At 41.8% G+C, this 19794-nt stretch carries 19 protein-coding genes and 1 tRNA gene; 8 read left to right on the plus strand and 12 right to left on the minus strand.

Features of this window, described 5'->3' with window-relative positions; genetic code table 11:
- Window positions 1-26 precede the first annotated feature (26 nt).
- Complete coding sequence (locus tag RM553_RS05305) at window positions 27-476, minus strand: nucleoside deaminase (RefSeq protein ID WP_311533920.1); 450 nt, start codon at window positions 474-476, stop codon at window positions 27-29.
- Between the two features lie 160 nt (window positions 477-636).
- Here RM553_RS05305 and RM553_RS05310 point away from each other — a divergent pair, with 160 nt between their 5' ends.
- Together RM553_RS05310 and RM553_RS05315 are read left to right on the plus strand one after the other, a co-directional pair.
- A complete protein-coding gene (locus tag RM553_RS05310) occupies window positions 637-2406 on the plus strand; it encodes a 1-deoxy-D-xylulose-5-phosphate synthase (RefSeq protein ID WP_311533921.1) in 1770 nt (589 codons plus the stop codon).
- A 36-nt stretch (window positions 2407-2442) separates the two neighbouring features.
- Complete coding sequence (locus RM553_RS05315; RefSeq protein ID WP_311533922.1) at window positions 2443-3450, plus strand: DUF3078 domain-containing protein; 1008 nt, start codon at window positions 2443-2445, stop codon at window positions 3448-3450.
- On the opposite strand, the gene RM553_RS05320 is transcribed toward RM553_RS05315, so the two are convergent.
- The 6 genes from RM553_RS05320 to RM553_RS05345 form a co-directional block, all read right to left on the minus strand.
- Complete coding sequence (locus RM553_RS05320) at window positions 3447-4043, minus strand: TMEM175 family protein (RefSeq protein ID WP_311533923.1); 597 nt, start codon at window positions 4041-4043, stop codon at window positions 3447-3449. The genes RM553_RS05315 and RM553_RS05320 overlap by 4 nt on opposite strands.
- Before the next feature lie 26 nt (window positions 4044-4069).
- Window positions 4070-5410: a dGTP triphosphohydrolase gene (gene dgt / locus RM553_RS05325; RefSeq protein ID WP_311533924.1), complete on the minus strand. Its 1341-nt coding sequence runs from the start codon at window positions 5408-5410 to the stop codon at window positions 4070-4072.
- A gap of 273 nt (window positions 5411-5683) precedes the next feature.
- Window positions 5684-6061: a GxxExxY protein gene (locus tag RM553_RS05330; RefSeq protein ID WP_311533925.1), complete on the minus strand. Its 378-nt coding sequence runs from the start codon at window positions 6059-6061 to the stop codon at window positions 5684-5686.
- A gap of 219 nt (window positions 6062-6280) precedes the next feature.
- Window positions 6281-8740, minus strand: coding sequence for a ribonucleoside-diphosphate reductase subunit alpha (locus RM553_RS05335; RefSeq protein ID WP_311533926.1), 2460 nt, complete (start codon window positions 8738-8740; stop codon window positions 6281-6283).
- 129 nt (window positions 8741-8869) lie between these two features.
- Window positions 8870-9847, minus strand: a complete 978-nt coding sequence (locus RM553_RS05340) for a ribonucleotide-diphosphate reductase subunit beta (protein ID WP_311533927.1) — start codon at window positions 9845-9847, stop codon at window positions 8870-8872.
- A 300-nt stretch (window positions 9848-10147) separates the two neighbouring features.
- The gene (locus RM553_RS05345) at window positions 10148-10717 is read right to left on the minus strand and encodes a DUF3109 family protein (RefSeq protein ID WP_311533928.1); all 570 of its coding nucleotides are present in this window, start codon (window positions 10715-10717) and stop codon (window positions 10148-10150) included.
- Between the two features lie 127 nt (window positions 10718-10844).
- Between RM553_RS05345 and RM553_RS05350 the strand changes: the two genes are divergently transcribed.
- The 3 genes from RM553_RS05350 to RM553_RS05360 are packed head-to-tail and all read left to right on the plus strand — an operon-like array spanning window position 10845 to window position 12236.
- A complete protein-coding gene (locus RM553_RS05350) occupies window positions 10845-11423 on the plus strand; it encodes a MarC family protein (RefSeq protein WP_311533929.1) in 579 nt (192 codons plus the stop codon).
- Window positions 11424-11624: a hypothetical protein gene (locus RM553_RS05355; protein WP_311533930.1), complete on the plus strand. Its 201-nt coding sequence runs from the start codon at window positions 11424-11426 to the stop codon at window positions 11622-11624. It abuts the gene before it with no gap.
- Window positions 11625-12236 carry an FAD-dependent oxidoreductase gene (locus RM553_RS05360; protein WP_311533931.1) on the plus strand — a complete coding sequence of 204 codons (612 nt, stop codon included), beginning with the start codon at window positions 11625-11627 and terminating at the stop codon, window positions 12234-12236. It abuts the gene before it with no gap.
- Here RM553_RS05360 and RM553_RS05365 read toward each other — a convergent pair.
- From RM553_RS05365 to RM553_RS05380, 4 genes are all read right to left on the minus strand, one after another.
- Window positions 12228-12533, minus strand: a complete 306-nt coding sequence (locus RM553_RS05365) for a hypothetical protein (protein ID WP_311533932.1) — start codon at window positions 12531-12533, stop codon at window positions 12228-12230. The two genes, RM553_RS05360 and RM553_RS05365, sit on opposite strands and share 9 nt — an antisense overlap.
- Before the next feature lie 10 nt (window positions 12534-12543).
- Window positions 12544-14139, minus strand: coding sequence for a S41 family peptidase (locus RM553_RS05370; protein WP_311533933.1), 1596 nt, complete (start codon window positions 14137-14139; stop codon window positions 12544-12546).
- Complete coding sequence (locus RM553_RS05375) at window positions 14136-14567, minus strand: deoxycytidylate deaminase (protein WP_311533934.1); 432 nt, start codon at window positions 14565-14567, stop codon at window positions 14136-14138. The genes RM553_RS05370 and RM553_RS05375 overlap by 4 nt, the downstream gene beginning before the upstream one ends.
- An 87-nt stretch (window positions 14568-14654) precedes the next feature.
- Entirely contained in the window at window positions 14655-15242 is a 588-nt protein-coding gene (locus RM553_RS05380; RefSeq protein ID WP_311533935.1) for a HupE/UreJ family protein, read from the minus strand.
- Window positions 15243-15438: 196 nt separating this feature from the next.
- On the opposite strand from RM553_RS05380, the gene RM553_RS05385 reads away from it, so the two are divergent.
- Window positions 15439-17829 (plus strand): TonB-dependent siderophore receptor, encoded by a 2391-nt coding sequence (locus tag RM553_RS05385; protein WP_311533936.1) that lies wholly within the window; start codon window positions 15439-15441, stop codon window positions 17827-17829.
- 37 nt (window positions 17830-17866) lie between these two features.
- A complete protein-coding gene (locus RM553_RS05390) occupies window positions 17867-18988 on the plus strand; it encodes a PepSY-associated TM helix domain-containing protein (protein WP_311533937.1) in 1122 nt (373 codons plus the stop codon).
- Between the two features lie 112 nt (window positions 18989-19100).
- On the opposite strand, the gene RM553_RS05395 is transcribed toward RM553_RS05390, so the two are convergent.
- A complete protein-coding gene (locus RM553_RS05395; protein WP_311533938.1) occupies window positions 19101-19448 on the minus strand; it encodes a hypothetical protein in 348 nt (115 codons plus the stop codon).
- A gap of 207 nt (window positions 19449-19655) precedes the next feature.
- Between RM553_RS05395 and RM553_RS05400 the strand changes: the two genes are divergently transcribed.
- Window positions 19656-19737: transfer RNA gene (locus RM553_RS05400), tRNA-Leu, on the plus strand.
- Window positions 19738-19794: the final 57 nt, after the last annotated feature.

The raw sequence follows: 19794 nt of genomic DNA on the forward strand, positions 1-19794 counted from the left end.
GCTGCAATGAAGAAGAACGTTTATTGTTAATTCAGATTTCGTTTCTGAACAAAAAAGCGTTTCAGCAGTTCTGAAGCTTCTTTTTCCAGAATTCCGGATTTTACTTGTGTTTTTGGATGCAGCTGTGCGCCCATAGTGCGGTAGCCGCGTTGCAGGTCGTTCGCGGCATAAACCAGTTTGGAAAGCTGGCTCCAGTATAAAGCACCTGCGCACATCTGGCAGGGTTCCAGGGTTACATACATGGTGCAGTCCCGCAGGTATTTTCCACCCAAATAATTGGCGGCGGCGGTTATGGCCTGCATTTCGGCATGCGCGGTAACATCATTCAAAATTTCGGTAAGATTATGGCCGCGCGCAATGATCTTGTTTTTTACCGCCACCACCACTCCCACAGGGATTTCCCCTTTATCAAAAGCCGTGCGGGCTTCTTCCAAAGCTTTTTTCATAAAAAATTCGTCATCAAGAGGAGTTAGCATACCCTGGGTTTTAATTTCTTTTTGGAAAGGTAAAAATTATAGCTTAATAGCAAAGGCTGCTTTTTTAATATTCTTTTCCGGCCATAACTTTATCAATCCGATTTCTGCTCCTATTTTTGTATGGCTTATTTTAACGCGCTTATATCCAAATATGCAGCATATGGCAGATCTTCTCAAAAAAATAAATTCACCCGGGGATCTCAGGAAACTCCCAAAGGACCAACTGAAGCCGCTTGCGGCAGAACTGCGGAAATTTATTATTGATATTGTTGCTGCCAAAGAAGGACACCTGGGGGCCAGCCTGGGCGTGGTGGAGTTGACCATTGCCCTGCATTACGCTTTTAACACCCCTCAAGATTTACTGGTTTGGGATGTGGGCCACCAGGCATACGGACATAAAATTTTAACCGGGCGCCAGGATATTTTCGACACTAACCGCAGGCTTAATGGAATAAGCGGGTTTCCCAAACGCCAGGAAAGTATTTATGATACTTTTGGAACAGGACATTCTTCCACTTCAATTTCTGCGGCCCTGGGAATGGCTATTGCTTCCCGGTTAAAAGGGGAGGTTTACAAACAGCATATTGCAGTGATTGGTGACGCTTCCATAGCCAGCGGGATGGCTTTTGAAGGGCTTAACCATGCCGGGGTTTCCAAAGCAAACCTGCTGGTGGTTTTAAACGATAACGCCATAGGGATTGATCCAAGCGTAGGTGCGTTAAAGCAATACCTCACCAAAGCTAGGGTTGGGCATAAACCCGCACAGGACAATATTATTGAAGCGCTGAATTTTAAATATTACGGCCCGGTAGACGGACATGACCTGAAAGCTTTACTGGAAGTTTTTGATGAATTAAAAGCGATTGAAGGCCCTAAATTTTTACATGTTATTACCACAAAAGGGAAAGGCCTTAAAAAAGCGGAAGAGGACCAGGTAAAATATCATGCCCCCGGAAAATTTGAACCGGATACAGGAGAGCTCCTCAATTATGATACGGAAGGTTTACCCTTAAAATACCAGGATGTATTTGGGCTTACCCTGGTTGAACTGGCGAAGCGGAATGAGAAAATTATAGGAATTACGCCTGCCATGCCAACGGGTAGTTCCCTTAAATATATGATGCAGGCATTTCCTGAAAGGGCTTTTGATGTGGGAATAGCCGAGCAACATGCGGTAACCCTTTCAGCGGGAATGGCCACGCAGGGTTTTACGGTTTTTTGTGCTGTTTATTCCACGTTCCTCCAACGGGCATACGATCAGTTAATTCACGATGTGGCCCTGCAGGATTTGCCGGTGGTTTTTTGTATAGATCGGGCCGGCCTGGTTGGGGAAGACGGTGCAACCCACCATGGCTTATATGATATTCCATACCTGCGCTGTATTCCCAATATGATGATCGCAGCGCCTTCCAACGAAATCCAGTTACGAAATTTGTTATTTACGGCACAGCTTCAGCTAAAGCATCCTTTGGCGATCAGGTATCCACGGGGGCGTGGTGTGGCGGCGGAATGGGAATTGCCTTTTCAGCAAATGGAAATCGGGAAAGGGAACTGCCTGCGCAAAGGTTCGGAAATTGCCGTTTTGAGCATTGGTAAGATGACAGAGAATGTTTCCGAAGCAATTTCAAAAATATCTGAAGAAGGGAAAATTGGGCATTATGATATGATTTTTATAAAACCCCTGGACAAACTTCTGCTTCAGGAGATCTTTTCAGAATACAAAAAGATCCTTACTGTTGAAGACGGGGCTATGGCCGGAGGTTTTGGTAGCGCAGTGCTTGAATATGCTTCGGCTAAAAAATATAAGGGTGAAATTATGCGTCTTGGGGTGCCTGATGAATTTATTGAACATGGAACTGTAAAAGAATTACAAGAAATTGCCGGAATAAGCGTTGAAAATATAAGGAGTGTATTAAACTCAATGCTTTAAAATTTATATTTTTGCAATTCCGAGAATTTAAATAAAATGAAAATCAGCTTGATAGGCCTTTTTCTGTGCCTAATTTCACTAAACACTTATGCTTCAAAATTTCCTCATTTTAAAAGAGCCATAGATACGACAGAAGTTATAGATACGCTTCAGGTCCAGCAGGACACCGCCTCAACTGATGTGGCTACTTACTGGAATGAAGAAAACGCCGTTGGGCTGGATTTTAGCGAGGTGGCCTTTGTGAACTGGAACAGCGGGGGGAACAATTCCGTATCCGCATTAATCCATGGTAATTTTGAAAGAAATTATAAAAAAGCACTTACCAAATGGAGTAATTCCGCGGTAATCCGTTATGGATTAAATGCCCAGGAAGGCAGGGAAATACGAAAAACGGAAGATGAGCTTTTGCTAAGTTCTACTTTTGGATATCGGCCGGATTCTACTTCCAACTGGTTTTATTCTGCAAAACTTGATTTTAACACGCAATTTTCCAACGGGTATAAATATCCGGAAAAATCTAATCCTATTTCGAAATTCATGGCACCGGCCTATCTGTTCCTTGGGGTTGGGGCCGAATATTCCCATCCTGAAGAAGAATTGACCGTGTATATTTCGCCAGTTACCCAAAAATCTACATTTGTACTGGACCAACGTCTGGCAAATGAAGGAATGTTTGGGGTTACCGGTGCTGTGAGAGATGAAGAAGGCAATATTGTGGAAGAAGGCGAAATGGTAAGGACAGAATTTGGTTTTTTGGTGACAAGTAATTTTGAAAAGGAGGTTTTCGAGAATGTAAACGTCAAAAACAGGCTAAGTCTTTATTCCGATTATCTGAATAATTTTGGAAATGTAGATGTAGACTGGCAATTAAACGTGAATCTGAAGGTGAATGATTTTATAAAGGCCAGTATAGGCTCCCATCTGCGATATGACGATGATGTAAAATATAAGGAAGATGTGGATGATGACGGAGACCTGGAAACTTTTGGCCCACGGGTACAGTTTAAACAAACCCTTGGGGTGGGAGTGGTCTATGAATTCTAAACATGTTCCTCTTCATAGGATCCATTCATGCTGCGTTCAATTCTTTTATCTGGGATAAGCCACATTAACGCAACCAAAATATAGATGATACCTGCAATAAGCGGATGAATAAAACATGAAGCTATTGCAACAAGATAGAGCACAGTAGATAACTTGCCTTTTATATCCCTTCCAATAGCTTTTGCGAGGATTGATTTCTTCCCTTGGCTGCGAATTATTATTTGCTGAAGTATAAAATAGGCTACTGCGGCCATAAATAGTATAAACCCATAAAGTGCCATTGGGATTGGGCTGAAGTGATTTTCTCCCACCCAACCGGTGACAAATGGAATAAGGGAGAGCCAGAAGAGAAGATGAAGGTTTGCCCAAAGGACGGCACCTGTAACCTTCTCTGCAGCATGAATCATGTGGTGGTGATTATTCCAATAAATACCAATATAGATAAAGCTCAGCACATAGCTTAGAAATACGGGAATCAGCGGCTCCAGATTGGTAATATTATTTCCATGAGGTACTTTTATTTCAAGAACCATAATGGTAATAACAATGGCCAGAACACCATCGCTAAAGGCCTCCATTCTTCCCTTTTTCATAAATCTGAAATTAAATTAATCCTTCCCTAAATGCGCAGGCCCATAAATTTCTCAAATGAAGCTACAGTAAAACCGTCAGTTAGGGAGGCAGTATAAGAGCAAATTTGCAGCAGACTTTCATAAACGGACTGATCTTCTGAAATTTGCAATTTCGGGACCGAACTTTTTACCAGCTTATGATAATTAGAGTCGGAAGAATCCTCTGGAAGAAAAGCCTGCGTATAGGTATCCAGCAGAAGGGAAAGCATCTTGTAACCCGCAATTTCCTTACTGATTACTTCTTCGCTTTGATATATTTTCTCCACGCTTATCTTGATAATGTCTTTTATTTGTGCCTCGTAACTGCTGTTATCAAAAAGGGATTTATGGAAGTCTCCCGCCAAAATAGCCTCTTCATTGGCAAGAAAAATTTCCACGGCTTCGGTGATAAGGGTGTTAATGGCGAGTGCGCGTAAATAACTAAGCCGGTCTGCCGTAGAAGTCAGGCTGTGGTATTTGGAAGTATTTATACTGTTTTTTACCAGTTTGATGAGGTATTCCAGGGCATATTCTTCATCAATCAGGCCAAGGTTAATCCCATCTTCAAAATCGATAATAGTATAGCAAATATCATCGGCCGCTTCAACCAGAAAAGCCAAGGGATGCCTGGCAAAACTCAAATTTTCGCCTGTCCTTATTTGCTTTAGCCCCAGCTCTTCTGCCACCTCCTTAAAAGTTTCTTTTTCCGTCTGAAAAAATCCAAACTTTTTGTCGCCGATATTTGCTGTTGGTTTATGCGGAAGGGAGCCTTTGGGGTATTTCATAAAGGCGCCAAGAGTGGCATAAGAGAGCCGCAATCCACCGTTGATGCCGGGGCGATTTTCAGTAAGTATCCTGAAGCCATTGGCATTTCCTTCAAATTTCACCAGATCCTGGTATTCTGAAGGCACTAATTGATCTTTAAATCGCCTGCCGTTACCATGACTAAAATATTCGCCAATCGCTTTTTCCCCGGAATGTCCAAAAGGCGGGTTTCCTATATCATGCGCCAGGGCCGCGGCAGCTACAATAGCACCAAAATCGTTCATCTGGTACCCATGAATGGTGGAAAGGTGCGGATGCTTTTCCAGGATTTTCTGCCCGGCAAGCCTGCCCAGGGACCTTCCCACAACCGAAACTTCCAGGCTGTGGGTTAAGCGGGTGTGCACAAAATCTGTTTTGGAAAGCGGGATCACCTGTGTTTTATCCTGGAGGCTTCGGAAGGCTGAAGAAAAAATGATCCTGTCGTAATCTACTTCAAAGCCAAGCCGGGTTTCGTCTTGTTCCTTTCTTAACCTTTTATGAGTGTCTCCAAATCTTTTTAAGGATAAAAGTTGTTCCCAGTTCATTCAATTTTCAGTAAAGGTGTTAACAATTGAGGTGTTCGGAAGATATGTTATTCCGAAGACCAAAAATAGTAAAATTATAAGGGAAGCTTTTATTAATTTTCCTGCGGACGAGTTCCTGGAACGCTACCCATTATTCTGCGCTCCTCTGCGCTTTCTGCGGGAGGAAGTTTTTCGTTTCTATTTTCCCGCAGATTCCGCTAATTTTCGCAGATTGATTAATGAAAAGCGGATTAAATTTCTGCGCTTATCTGCGTAGTCTGCGGGAAACAATTCCTAAAGCCCGTTTACTTTTCTATATATCCCTGCTGATATATTACTAACATTGAAATTGACTAAGATGGCAAGTTTTAGATTTGTCAATTTTAAATAAGTGATCACTTGCTTATGATGGACTTCTGCTAAATTTTCAACAGATTTTACTTCAACTATTACTCTATTGTTTACCAATAAATCCAATCTAAAACCTACCTCCAATTTCTCGTTGTCATAAAATACAGGAACAGGAACTTCCTTAAGGACTTTTAAATTTTCTTTTCTAAGTTCATGTTGCAATGCGGCGACATAAACAGATTCTAACAAACCCGGACCGAGTTCATTATAGACTTTAAAAATAGCCCCTCTTATTTTATAGGATATCTCATTTTCATTCATGAGGCGTATTGATTTCTTTGTGAAATCTGCTACTTTTCTGCGCTCCTCTGCGCTTTCTGCGGGAGGAAGTTTTTCATTTCTATTTTCCCGCAGATTCCGCTAATTTTCGCAGATTGATTAATGAAAAGTGGTTAAAAAATTTCTGCGCTTATCTGCGTAGTCTGCGGGAGATTTTTAATTTACAGCCTACAGCCTACAGCCTACAGCCTACAGCCTATTTTAAGACCCACACATTAAACAGTCATCTCCTTCCCCTTCTTTAGATTGCGCTATAATGGCTCGCAGTTCTTCGGGTGAAAGTGAGCCTTCTTCATGGGAAGTGGCTAGATTGGAATTTTCTTCTTTTTTTAAAGATTCAGCTGCATGGGAAGGCGAAGCAGAAGCAGTTTCAGCAACAGGCTCTTTTTTGCTTTCTTTCTGAAGGGTAAACTTTATGGCGTCTACAGCGCTTTTGGTTCTTAAGTAATACATCCCGGTTTTGAGTCCGCTCTTCCAGGCATAGAAGTGCATGGAGGTAAGTTTTCCAAAATTGGCATTTTCCATGAACAGGTTTAAGGATTGCGACTGGTCTATAAAATAGCCACGCTGGCGGGACATATCTATAATGTCTTTCATGCTCATTTCCCATACCGTTTTATAAAGTTCTTTCAGGTCCTGCGGAATTACATCTATATCCTGTACCGACCCGTTATTGCGCATAATGGCATTTTTCACCTCCTCGTTCCAAAGGTTGCGTTCCACAAGGTCTTCCAGCAGGTGTTTGTTAACCACAATAAATTCCCCTGAAAGCACTCGCCTTGTATAGATATTTGAAGTGTAAGGCTCAAAAGCCTCATTATTACCGAGGATTTGGGAAGTGGAAGCCGTGGGCATGGGAGCAACGAGAAGCGAGTTACGTACGCCATTCTTTAGCACCTGCTGGCGCAGTTTTGCCCAATCCCATCTGCCGCTCAGGTCTTCATCTTTTATTCCCCATAAGTTATACTGAAATTCTCCCTGGCTCATGGGCGAACCCTCAAAAGTGGAATACGGCCCTTCTTCTTTTGCCAGTTCCATAGAAGCGGAAACAGCGCCAAAATATAGAGTTTCGAATATTTCCTGATTAAGTTTTTTAGCGGCATCGCTCGTAAATGGCAGTCTCAGCTTTATAAAAGTATCGGCCAGGCCCTGGACACCGAGTCCCACCGGGCGGTGCCGCATGTTAGAATTTTCAGCCTCTTTTACCGGGTAGTAATTGCGGTCTATCACCTTGTTCAGGTTTTTGGTGACGCGTTTGGTGATTTTATAAAGTTCTTTATGATCAAATTCGCCATTTTTAATAAACATTGGCAAAGCAATGGAAGCCAGGTTGCAAACGGCAACTTCATCTTTGCTGGTATATTCCAGAATCTCCGTACATAAGTTAGAAGAGCGGATGGTACCCAGGTTTTTCTGGTTAGATTTACGGTTAGCCGAATCTTTGTAGAGCATGTAGGGCGTACCGGTCTCTATCTGCGATTCCAGGATTTTTTCCCAAAGCTCCCTTGCTTTTATCGATTTTCGTCCTTTGTTTTCGGTTTCATATTGCAGGTAAAGCTCTTCGAATGCTTCACCATGTACATCATACAAACCGGGGCATTCATGCGGGCACATCAGCGTCCAATTCCCATCTTCTTCAACCCGTTTCATAAAAAGGTCTGGCACCCACATGGCATAAAAAAGATCACGCGCGCGCATTTCCTCTTTTCCGTGGTTCTTTTTAAGATCAAGAAAATCAAAGATATCGGCATGCCAGGGTTCTACATACATGGCAAAGGAACCTTTACGCTTGCCGCCACCCTGGTCTACATAGCGCGCGGTATCGTTAAAAACCCGCAGCATGGGAACAATGCCGTTGGAAGTGCCGTTGGTTCCCGAAATATAAGATCCCGTGGCACGAACATTATGAATGGAAAGTCCTATTCCTCCTGCAGATTGTGAGATTTTAGCAGTCTGCTTCAGCGTATCGTAAATGCCGTCTATACTGTCGTCCTTCATGGTAAGCAGAAAACAGGAAGACATTTGTGGTTTCGGTGTTCCGGAGTTAAACAGGGTGGGAGTGGCGTGGGTAAAATATTTTTTAGACATGAGCTCGTAAGTCTCAATGGCAGCGTCTATATCATTTAAATGAATCCCAATCGCCACGCGCATAAGCATGTGCTGAGGCCGTTCGGCTATTTTTCCGTTTAATTTTAAGAGATATGAACGTTCCAGGGTTTTAAAGCCGAAATAATCATAACCAAAATCACGGTTGTAAATGATGGTGGAATCTAAAAGTTCTTTGTTTTTCTGAATCACTTCAAAAACATCATCTGCCAGCAACGGGGCCTTTTCCCCGGTGCGGGGATTCACGTATTCATAAAGATCTGCCATGACTTCAGAAAAAGTCTTCTTTGTGTTTTTATGCAGGTTGGAAACTGAAATACGTGCAGCCAGTTTAGCATAATCCGGGTGAGAAGTAGTCATGGTAGCGGCAATCTCGGCAGCGAGATTGTCCAGTTCGCTGGTGGTCACGTTATCATATAAACCTTCAATTACCCGCATGGCAACCTTTACGGGATCTACCAGTTCATTTAAACCATAACAAAGTTTTTTGACCCTGGCGGTAATCTTGTCAAACATTACAGGCTCCCTGCGCCCATCTCTTTTAATTACGTACATACTCCTAATATTTTGAGCCCCTCCCGACCTGCCGAAAGGGAGGAGTTGTGGACCTTTAATTTTCTAAATGTGCTTCCCCTCTATGGAGCCCGGGAAGATGGCTGTGTTCACCCTCTGGGGACCAGAGACTTAAAAATCGGCGTCGAAACTGATTTTATCTGAATTCTTATCTTTATTCATTACTCCGGCTTTCTGGTATTCCCCAACCCTTTTTTCGAAGAAATTGGTTTTTCCCTGGAGGTTGATCATATCCATAAAATCAAACGGATTGGAGGAGCCGTATTCCTTTTCACATTCAAGTTCTACCAGCAGCCTGTCGGTGACAAATTCCAGGTACTGCGTCATCAGCTTTGCATTCATGCCAATAAGGCTTACGGGTAGGCTTTCGGTTATAAATTCCCGTTCGATATTTAAAGCGTCTACCAAAATTTCGCGAATTCGGGTTTTTGGCACCTTATTCACCAAATGGTTGTTGTGCAGGTGAACGGCAAAATCGCAGTGCGCGCCTTCATCCCTGGAAATAAGTTCATTAGAGAAGGTAAGCCCCGGCATTAGTCCGCGTTTTTTTAGCCAGAAAATTGAGCAAAAAGATCCTGAAAAGAAAATGCCTTCCACGGCTGCAAAAGCGATTAATCTTTCAGCAAAAGAATCTGATTCTATCCACTTTAGCGCCCATTTTGCCTTTTTCTGAATGGCAGGAAAAACCTCTATGGCTTTAAAAAGCTGGTCTTTTTCCCGGTCGTCTTTAACATACGTGTCAATAAGAAGCGAATAGGTTTCCGAATGAATATTTTCCATCATGATCTGAAAGCCGTAGAAGAATTTGGCTTCGGCATACTGCACCTCATTTACAAAATTTTCTGCGAGGTTTTCATTTACAATCCCATCTGAAGCGGCGAAAAAAGCAAGAATATGTTTGATGAAGTAGCGTTCGTCAGAGTTTAATTGATTGTTCCAGTCGTTTAAATCCTGGTGAAGGTCTATCTCCTCGGCTGTCCAGAAACTGGCCTCCATTTTCTTATACCAGTCCCAAATATCGTTATGTTTAATTGGGAAGATTACAAACCGGTCTTTGTTTTCCTGTAAAATGGGTTCCAGTTGAGCCATAGGGGTAAGGGTTTAGTTTAGTAGAGGTTATAGATTAGGTTCATAACAAAGATTGTGATTTCCTTTGTTGATTCTGGCTGGAAGTGTCAAACGTTTTCCACAAAGTTTTTAACAGGAATGGTAAAAGTATCTTAAAAAGAACTGCTTTTCGATTTGATATTTTTGATGAAGATGTGAAATTCTGCTATAATAGAGCAGGAGGTGTAATGTCGGTTCCCAGTGTAATTCTCAGCAAGATTACAGGATTATGAAAAGGGAAATTTTAAGAAGGTAAAAGCTTTCTTTGGAGAAATTTCGCCACTACTTTTTATGGTTTTCGGCAATTTTCTCCAGCTCCATGTACCAATCTTCGCCAAACTTGCGGATAAGTGCTTCCTTTACAAATTTATAAACCGGAACTTCCAGTTCTGCTCCCAGGCTGCAGGCATCATCACAAATTTGCCAGCGGTGATAATTTACCGCAGAGAACTCGCTGTAATCCTGGACTCTTACAGGGTAGAGATGGCATGAAACCGGTTTTTTCCATTCTATAGCTCCCTGGTTGTAAGCTTCTTCAATCCCGCAGAGGGCGGTGCCTTTTTCGTCGAAGGTAACATAAGCGCAATCGGCATCATTAATTAGCGGGGTTTCAATTTCCCCAAATTCCGTAGTGATAGAAGTGCCCTGTTCTTCTATGGCTTTAATACCTTTTTTCCTCAAAAAGGGTTTTATTTTAGGGTAAAGTTCTTCAAGGATTTTAGCTTCCTCTTCCTCCACAGGCGCCCCGGCATCTCCGTCTATACAACAGGCTCCTTTACAGGCAGAAAGGTTACACACAAAATCATTTTTAATGATCTCTTCAGATACTATGGTTTTTCCTAACTGAAACATGCTGCAAATATAATTTACTATAAGCTTTTGACCTTGTTTTACCACGCTGAATTTTATAAAAAATTTTGGTTTCGAGGGCTTCTCATTTCTCTTTTAAAAAGTACTTTTGCGCGAAATTTTGAAGGCTATGTGGTCAACATTTAATTTAAAGGAAGTTTTTACTGCCAGTATGGTGCTTTTTGCTGTAATAGATATTATTGGCAGCATTCCCATTATCATAGATCTGCGGAAAAAATCCGGGCATATAGAAAGCGAAAAAGCTTCTATTGTTGCCGGTTTGTTGATGGTGGTTTTCCTTTTTCTTGGAAAGGAAATTTTAAATCTTATTGGTATTGATGTGAATTCTTTTGCTGTGGCGGGTGCTTTTATCCTGTTTTTCCTGGCTCTGGAAATGATCCTGGGAATCACGCTTTATAAAGATGATACCCCGCAAACGGCTTCTATTGTGCCGCTGGCTTTTCCGCTTATTGCGGGTGCAGGTACAATGACCTCCATTTTGTCTTTAAGGGCTGAATATGAAACGGTAAATATCATTGTTTCTATCGTAATCAATGTTATCTTTGTATATGCTGTGCTAAAATCTTCGGGTAAAATTGAAAGTATTTTAGGGCAGCAGGGAATAAATGTAATTCGAAAAATATTTGGAGTGATCTTACTTGCGATAGCGGTAAAACTGTTCACTGCAAATATTCAAAGTCTTTTCTAAATGAAATTTTTTATCTATACCATTATCGCTCTGGCTGTTGTTTTAATTGGTTATAACATTAGCATCCTGGACTTTAATAATCTCCTGGACGGTGAAAGTGGTAAGGCCTCAGCTGCTATTCTTGCCAGCACCTGTGTTATTGTGCTTATGGCTATCTTGCTAATGTCACGTACCATCGCTAAAAAACAAAAGCAGGAGTAAATGGATTTTGATGTTCTAATTGTTGGAGGTGGCGCTGCAGGAATGTCCTGCGCCCTGGTTATAGGCTCTGCTATGAATAAACCTTTTGCTGAAGGGAAAAAAGCCGGGATAATTCTGCATCAAAAAGCTTCCCATCTGCAATCGGCATTGTTTAATAATGTGCTGGGACTTGAACCGGGAACAACCGGAAATTCTATTTTAAAAAGAGGAAAGGAACAGTTACAAAACCTGTATCCCGAAGTTTCTTTGATTGAGCGGGAAAAAGTAAAGGAGATATCTGCTCTTCCGGCGGAAGGTTTTGAGGTGTTAACCAATAAGAAGACTTATACCGCCAAAGAGGTGGTGGTGGCAGTGGGATATGAAGCTCCTATGCGTATTAAAGGCCTGGAAGATTATATTGTGCCGCATCAAAGGGCGAAAATTTCAAAAAACAGGATCCAGCTTAAAAATGACGATCACCTGGTCGCGCCGGGACTATATGTGGCCGGGGCTTTAGCGGGCTGGAGAAGCCAGTACTCTATTGCCTGTGGCAGTGGGGCCTCTGTCGCAACAGATATTCTTACCCGTTGGAACCATGGAGAGCACGTAAAGGTTCACGATAAATTAGTATAACAATGAAAGGCAGAATATCATTACCGGCAGGGACAATATCATCAACCAGATAAACGTCCGGTGTAGTTTTCTGTAAACCAGCGCCCTTTTTAATTGTCTTCTGAAAGTTGCATCGGGGTGATTTTGTATTTGCTCCTGAATGGATTTTATGGAAACATTTGAAGAATTTACCAGGATTTCCTTCTGAAGAAATAGAAGAGAACTATTATCCAGTAGCCGAAAGCTCACCGCAATTATAAAAAAAATGAGGGGGGAAACCGTCACGCAGGCCCAGAGATAATCGTAGGTAGAATTCACATTCCCGAAATTAGGTTTTTTCCTTCGACAATTGAATTACCTTGTCAATTATTCGATCATCTGCGTTTTTTAACTGTTCAAATGCATTAGTGCCAAAAAGCTGCTCGGCCATCACTGCTTTAAGATACTGCTTTAGTAAAGGTTCATAACTGGTAATCCTGATATTGAGACCAGGTGGATGTGATCTAATATACTTCAGAAAATCTGCCACCATGCTGTCATCAATCAGGACCTCTTTCTCAAATTCCTTTGTGCTTAAGGAATTGTAATAGTTCCTGTTCTCATCAAGTACTTCAAAGATAAAGCGGCTCATAAACCCACGGTTCAGCAGAAGGGAAATTTGCTCTTTTTCAGCATCTACATCTTTGGGGACAAAAACATCGGGAATAATCCCACCTCCTCCATACACCACTTTCCCGCCGGGGGTAATGTAACGCAAAGAATCGGCAACATGAATACTATCTGCCGACTGTAATTCGCCATTGCGGTATCTTCTCAGGTAATCATTAAAATATTTTTCGTTGTTTTCTTCATAAGGCTTCTGGATGGAGCGGCCGGTTGGGGTGTAGTAGCGGGCAATAGTCAACCTTACCGCACTGCCATCACCTAGGTCCATTTCGCGCTGTACAAGGCCTTTGCCGTAGGACCTGCGGCCAACTATGGTGCCCACATCATTGTCCTGCAAAGCTCCTGCCACCACTTCGCTTGCCGAGGCAGAACCTTCATTTATAAGTACATAAACCCTTCCGTCTTCAAAATCTCCTTCGCGTTGGGCGTACGTTTTTTCAATCGCGCCACTTTTATTTTTGGTGAATAGGATAAGCTTGTCATCTTTCAGGAATTCGTCTGCTACATTAATTGCTTCAGCAAGATATCCTCCCGGATTGTTACGAAGGTCCAGGGCTATTTCTTTTGCTCCCTGGCGGCGCAGGTTTTCCAAGGCCATATCGAACTCTTCGTAAGTGGTTTCAGAAAAACGATTAATCTTAATATATCCCAGTTTGTTGGTAAGCATATAAGCGGCATCCACACTTTTCAAAGGGACCTTTCCACGGGTAACATTAAAATCAAGTAAGTCTTTTTCCCCCTGCCGAAGAACTTTCAGACTAACTTTGCTGCCTTCTTCGCCTTTCAGCTGACTAATTATTGAGTCGTTCGATAAATTTTTTCCAAAAAGTTGTTCATTATTGGCGTACAGAATCCTGTCTCCCCCATGGATACCAACATTTTCACTGGGGCCACCTTCCAGCGGCTGAATGACCACCACAGTATCTCCCACAGAATAAAAGCTAACGCCAATTCCCACAAAATCGCCCTGCATATTTTCACTCACCGCATCATACTCTTTTTTTGGAATATAAACCGAGTGAGGATCCAGGTTTTCAAGGATCCTGTTTACAGTAACATCAACAATGCTGTCGGTATTAACATCATCAACATATTCGTAATCTATATAATCTATAAGCCTGTTAAGTTTTTGCTTCTTGGGATTTTCCGAAAACAACCCGTCTGAAGTAGACAGGTCCAGCCTGGCACCCAAAAAAATACCAAGGGCGCAGGCCATTCCCAGGAGCAGGGGAATATATATTTTGTTTTTATCTTTCAATGATCTAAGTCTGTTATTTGTTTAAGTTCCACTCCGGCTTTCTCGAGAAATTCCAGTCCGGAATTATCTTTATAGTCAATATTATAAACTAAACGGGTTATCCCGGCCTGGTGAATAAGTTTACTGCATTCCTTACAGGGTGACATGGTAATATATAAAGTAGCTCCACTACAGGATTGTGTGGAGGAGGCAACCTTTAGAATAGCATTTGCTTCGGCGTGCAGCACATACCATTTGGTATAACCTTCCTCATCTTCACAATAGTTTTCAAAGCCACTGGGAGTACCATTGTACCCGTCAGAAATAATCATCCTATCTTTAACAATAAGTGCGCCAACCTTTTTCCTTTTGCAATGGGAAAGTTTTCCCCATTCCCTTGCTATCCTAAGGTAAGCCTTATCGTATTTTAACTGCTTGTTATTTTGCATGCGTCAATCGGTCTCTCTTCTCTTTTATGCTGAAGAGCTTAAGTATTGAAAATCAGAATCTGAAAAAATTTCAGAATAGCTAAAGTATTAAATTGCCAGAAAATTATCCCGAAGAATGGGTAAAATAACTCCGATAACAATAGAAGAAATTACCAGGATCCAGTCTCTCCTGGAAACGCGTATCATATTCTGAAAAATAAAGCCCAGGATCACAATTACTATCACTACCAGAATTTGCGCGGTCTCGATGCCAAGGGCAAATTCCAGCAGGGGCAGAAATTTACTTTCGCCGGCTGCGGCTATCATCTTAAAATAAGAAGAGAAACCAAGGCCATGAATCACGCCAAAGAACACGGTGGTAAAAAACAGCATGTTCTGGTTTCGGCTTTTTTCATTCCTGCCAGCCGTAAGAATATTATAGAAGGCGGTAATAAGAATAGTTACCGGGATAAGAAATTCCACATAATTGGTGTCCACTTTAACAATTTCGTAAACCGAAAGGAACAGCGCGAGCGTATGGCCTATGGTGAACAACGTGATAAGCCAGAGGATTTTTTTCCAGCTGCTAAAGGTGTAGCCCACAATTAGCACGATTAGAAATAAAACATGATCGTACGCCTGCCAATCCAGAATATGTTCCAGGCCAAGCCTGTAATACAACCAAAACTGAGACATTTGCTTTTGTTATGGGAAAGGGCGAAAATACAATTTTGTTAACAATTTCCAAAAAATTTAACCGTCGACGGAAGAGGAATAATCTTGTCCAAAAATACTTTTAATTTTTATTTAAAATAAATCTAAATAAATTTTTGTCGAAAAAAATGAAATACTATTTTTGACGCTCTATTTAAATTAAGTCTAAATAAATAAGATGAAACCACTACTACTACTTTTATTAATGTTTACAGGGCTGTTCCAGCCTGCATTTGCACAAAACTATGGGTCCATTCAGGGCAGAGTTGTTAATCCAAAGGAAGCTCCGGTACCCTTTGCCACCGTTTATATAAAAGAATTAAACAGGGGAAGCTCGGCAGATAGTGAAGGCAGATTTCGCATTGCCAATATTCCTGCCGGAACCTGGGAAGTGACAGCGAGTGCCGTTGGCTACACCAGTAGCGTTTTGGAAATTACAGTGAAGGCCGGGGCAGAGCAGGTTGCAAATTTTACCGTAAAGGAAGATAATGCCCTGGATGAAGTAGAAGTTTTTGGTAACCGCCATAAACGTCCCGATAAAATTGAAGCCCTTACGCGCCTGCCATTGGAGCCTTATGAGCAGATACAGAGTATTTCGGTAATTTCAGAGAAACTTATCGAAAACCAGGGGGCTCTCAGTATTTCTGAAGCCACTAAAAATGTGCCGGGGGTTTATACTTTCGCAACCTATGGGAACAAGAGGGAAAGTATGTCTTCCCGTGGGTTCCGTGGAATTCCTATTCTTAAAAACGGGGTAAGGGTGCATTCAGATTTTAGAGGTACCGGCATCCTTACCGATATGCAGGGAGTGGATAATATACAGGTTTTAAAAGGGGCTGCCACTATTACCCAGGGAGTGGCCACAGATTTAGGAAGCCCGGGGGGAGTTATAAATATTGTGACTAAAACGCCTAAATATTATTTTGGCGGAGAAGCGTCCCTCAGGCTTGGAAGTTATGGACAAGTGCGCCCAACATTTGATATCTACGGGCCTGTTAACCAAAATAACACGCTTGCCTTCAGGATTAACGGAGCTTTGGAAAGAGCAGATAGCTACCGCAAAGGGATTTCTTCAGAACGCTTTTACATTAATCCCTCCCTGGAATGGAAGATAGATAACAGCACCACACTTACACTGGAAATGGATTATTTTGACGATAGTCGTACTCCCGATGTTGGAACTGTTAATTTAGCTGAAAATGATGTAAACGCGATATATGATTTGCCTCATGAAGTTTTCCTTGGGTACGAAAATGACCGTTCCATTACCAGGAACAGCACTTATGCCATACGATTTGCCCGGGAATTGTCTGATAAGTTAACCCTTAAGGCTGCCTACTACAGGTCGGAGTTAGACCTGGATGATAAAGGTGCCAGTTTGGGAGGTGCCATTCAGCTTGATGGGGAGCCCGTATATAACCAGGTGGTGCGGGGATACAGCACTTCCACCAGGAGTGATGAAAACAGCGTTATCCAGTTTGACATTATAGGAGATGAACTTGCTACAGGAAATATCACCCATACTTTCCAGGTAGGTTTTGATTACCGTAGCACAGATTACAGCACTTTCAGTCAGTCTTCGGGCGATGTGGACACTTTAGATGTTTTTGATGCCGGCAATAACAACAGGTTGCCTGAAGGTATTCAGTTTGGAGGTCCGCGTACGGGAGGAGGCGAGTCCAGGGCCATAGGATTTGTTGCCCAGGATGTTATTACTTTCAATTCCTGGTTAAAGACATTTCTGGGAGCCAGGTATAGTTCCATAGAGACCATTTCTAATCCAGAAAACAACAGCAATGATGCTTTTAATCCGCTTGCGGGAATAATTGTTTCTCCTCTTGAAAACATTAATTTTTTCGCCTCCTATACCAACAGCTCTTACCCGCGCTCTGCTTCAAGACTGGGAGAAAACGGGGAAGAATTAGGAAATGAGCGATACGATCAGCTGGAGGCAGGGATCAAAACTAACTGGTTAAATAACAGGCTTCGTTTTAACCTCACCTTCTTTAAGATAAACAATAAGGATATCAATTTACCTGTTTATGACGAAAACTGGGTGGCTACAGGTTTTTACCAAAAAGGAGGTAACGATCAGCGTCAGGGTGTGGAAGTGGAGCTTACCGGAAGAATCCTGGAAAACCTGGAGGTGATTACCGGTTATTCCTATATAGATGCCCAGTATAAAGAACACACTTCTTATGTTTATGGTTCTGCGCCACTCAATACCCCTAAACATACCTTTAATGCCTATGCCAATTATAGTTTCCGCGGAAGCCTGGAGGGCTTGTCACTTGGAGGCGGAGCTTATTATACGGGGGAACGCCCAATTAACGATTGGTCTGCCGGGCCTGTTACGCATGAAGGAATTGTGCCTAACCAGAAGCCTTTTAATGTAGAAGCCTATACTTTGGTGAATTTCCAGGCGGGCTATCAATTCAATGAGCACTGGAGGCTGAGGTTACTTGCGAATAATGTTTTTGATGAAATTGGTTATAATGCCTACAGGACCAGGTATATCAACCAGACTGATCCCCGTACATTTGCGGGAGTGCTTTCTTATTCCTTCTAATTTGAATAAGATATTACAGTAATTATGCTCCTTTACTATGAAAAAAAAGAAGAAATACACCCTTAGGAAATTTATAAATGATGTTCACCTTTGGCTGGGCCTGGCAAGCGGGATCATCCTGTTTTTAGTCTGCTTCAGCGGGACCATGCTGGTATTTGAAGATGAGATAAAGGGGCTTTTTGCTGAAGATTTTAAAGTGGAGGCACAGGAGCAAAAAATCTCTATAGATTCTCTTGCGGTGATGCTGCAGGCCGAGGGGGAAGTAACTGCTGTAAAAATTAGCGATGAGGATAACCTGCCTTATGAGTTTCGTGTAAAAACATCTCCTGAAGACAGGCGGGGGAGTGTTTTTTATGTAGATCCTTATATGGGAAAGATATTGAAAGCGCAGGCTAATCCCCTGGACGGATTTTTTATGACGATGTTCAGGATGCACCGGTGGCTGCTTTTGGATAGCACAATTGGGCGCCCCATTGTTGGTGTGGCCAGTATTATCTTCTTCTTTCTTGCTATTAGCGGGATTGTTTTATGGTTTCCGAAGAAGTGGAAGTGGAAGAATTTTAAGCCCGGCTTTAAAATTAAATTTTCAGCCCGATGGAAAAGGATCAATCACGACCTTCATAATACGCTGGGCTTCTATGCCTGTATATTTCTTGTGATAATGGTGCTTACCGGGCTTTGCTGGTCCTTTGGATGGTACAGGGATGCGGGTAGTGAAGTTTTGGGAACAAAAATATTTGGTAACAGGGGAGGCCCCAAAATTCAATCCGAAGGTGATTTTGCGCCTGGTGAAAGATTATCTATAAGTGCCATTTACGACAATGCTTCAGAAAGGCTGGATTATCCAGGAACAACAAATATTTCTTTTCCTTCTTCTGAAAAGGGAGTTTATCAAATCCGGAAATATGATGAAAGCAATTTTTCCCCCGTTGTGGCTGATGAACTGATCCTGGATCAAAACGGGGAAATGCTGAGCCAGGAACTTTTTGAGCAGAAGGGTTTAAACGTACAAATTGCTTCTTTAATAAAGCCAATCCATACGGGGGAGGTTTTTGGTATCTTTTCGAAGGTCATTTACTTTCTGGCCTGCCTGATCGCGACCAGCCTTCCCGTAACGGGGACCATTATCTGGCTGAACAAAATGAAAAAGAAAAAGTAAAAGGGAAAGGCTGGTAAAGTGAGTATTTTACCTCCAATATTTTTAAAAACGCAGTATGCTTAAACTCACAACAGCATGAAGAAAAGTAAACCAATGGAGGGTAAAAATGAAATTAAAGACTGATTTCCCCGGCTGCAATAGCTTCATCAATATCAGCCAGAACAGTGGATTGACTCCGAAAGAATTTTTTCCCATCGGTCCGTCTTAATCTGGCTTGCCTTGTGCCGTCTTTTCTGGTTTCTATTGCTAGGATTTCTACCTGTTGCCCATATTCTCTCTTATAATTCACTATTCCTCCCCGCTTTATAATGAAATTTGGTCTTGGAAAATGAATATGTCTGAAATTAGGCGTGGAGGGCTCTTCTATAGTTACTACGTGCCCTGCTTTTATATAATTTTCCTGGGCCTGAATTGCATTCAGAGAAAATAATAAAAACACAATTAGAAGCAGCTTTTTCATTTTTATTTTAAATTAAAATTATTATTAATCCTTAATTTTGATAAAAATAAAAAATATAAGAGAAAATTTTTATTTTTAATATTTAAAAATTTTCTAAAAAAGCAGTAAAAAATTTATTCATATAAACCTCAGCGGGGATTCACAGCAGAACATATTTTTACTTTTTGAGATTAGAAAAGAAATTTTTCTTATTTTTGCCCTCCATTAGCTCGAGTGGCGGAATTGGTAGACGCGCTGGATTCAAAATCCAGTTTCTTCGGAAGTGTGGGTTCGATTCCCACCTCGAGTACTTTTCACGAATCAAATTAAGCTAAAACCCTGTAAACTTCACTGTTTACAGGGTTTT

The organism is Autumnicola tepida (assembly GCF_031846485.1).
Classification (GTDB): Bacteria; Bacteroidota; Bacteroidia; order Flavobacteriales; family Flavobacteriaceae; genus Autumnicola; species Autumnicola tepida.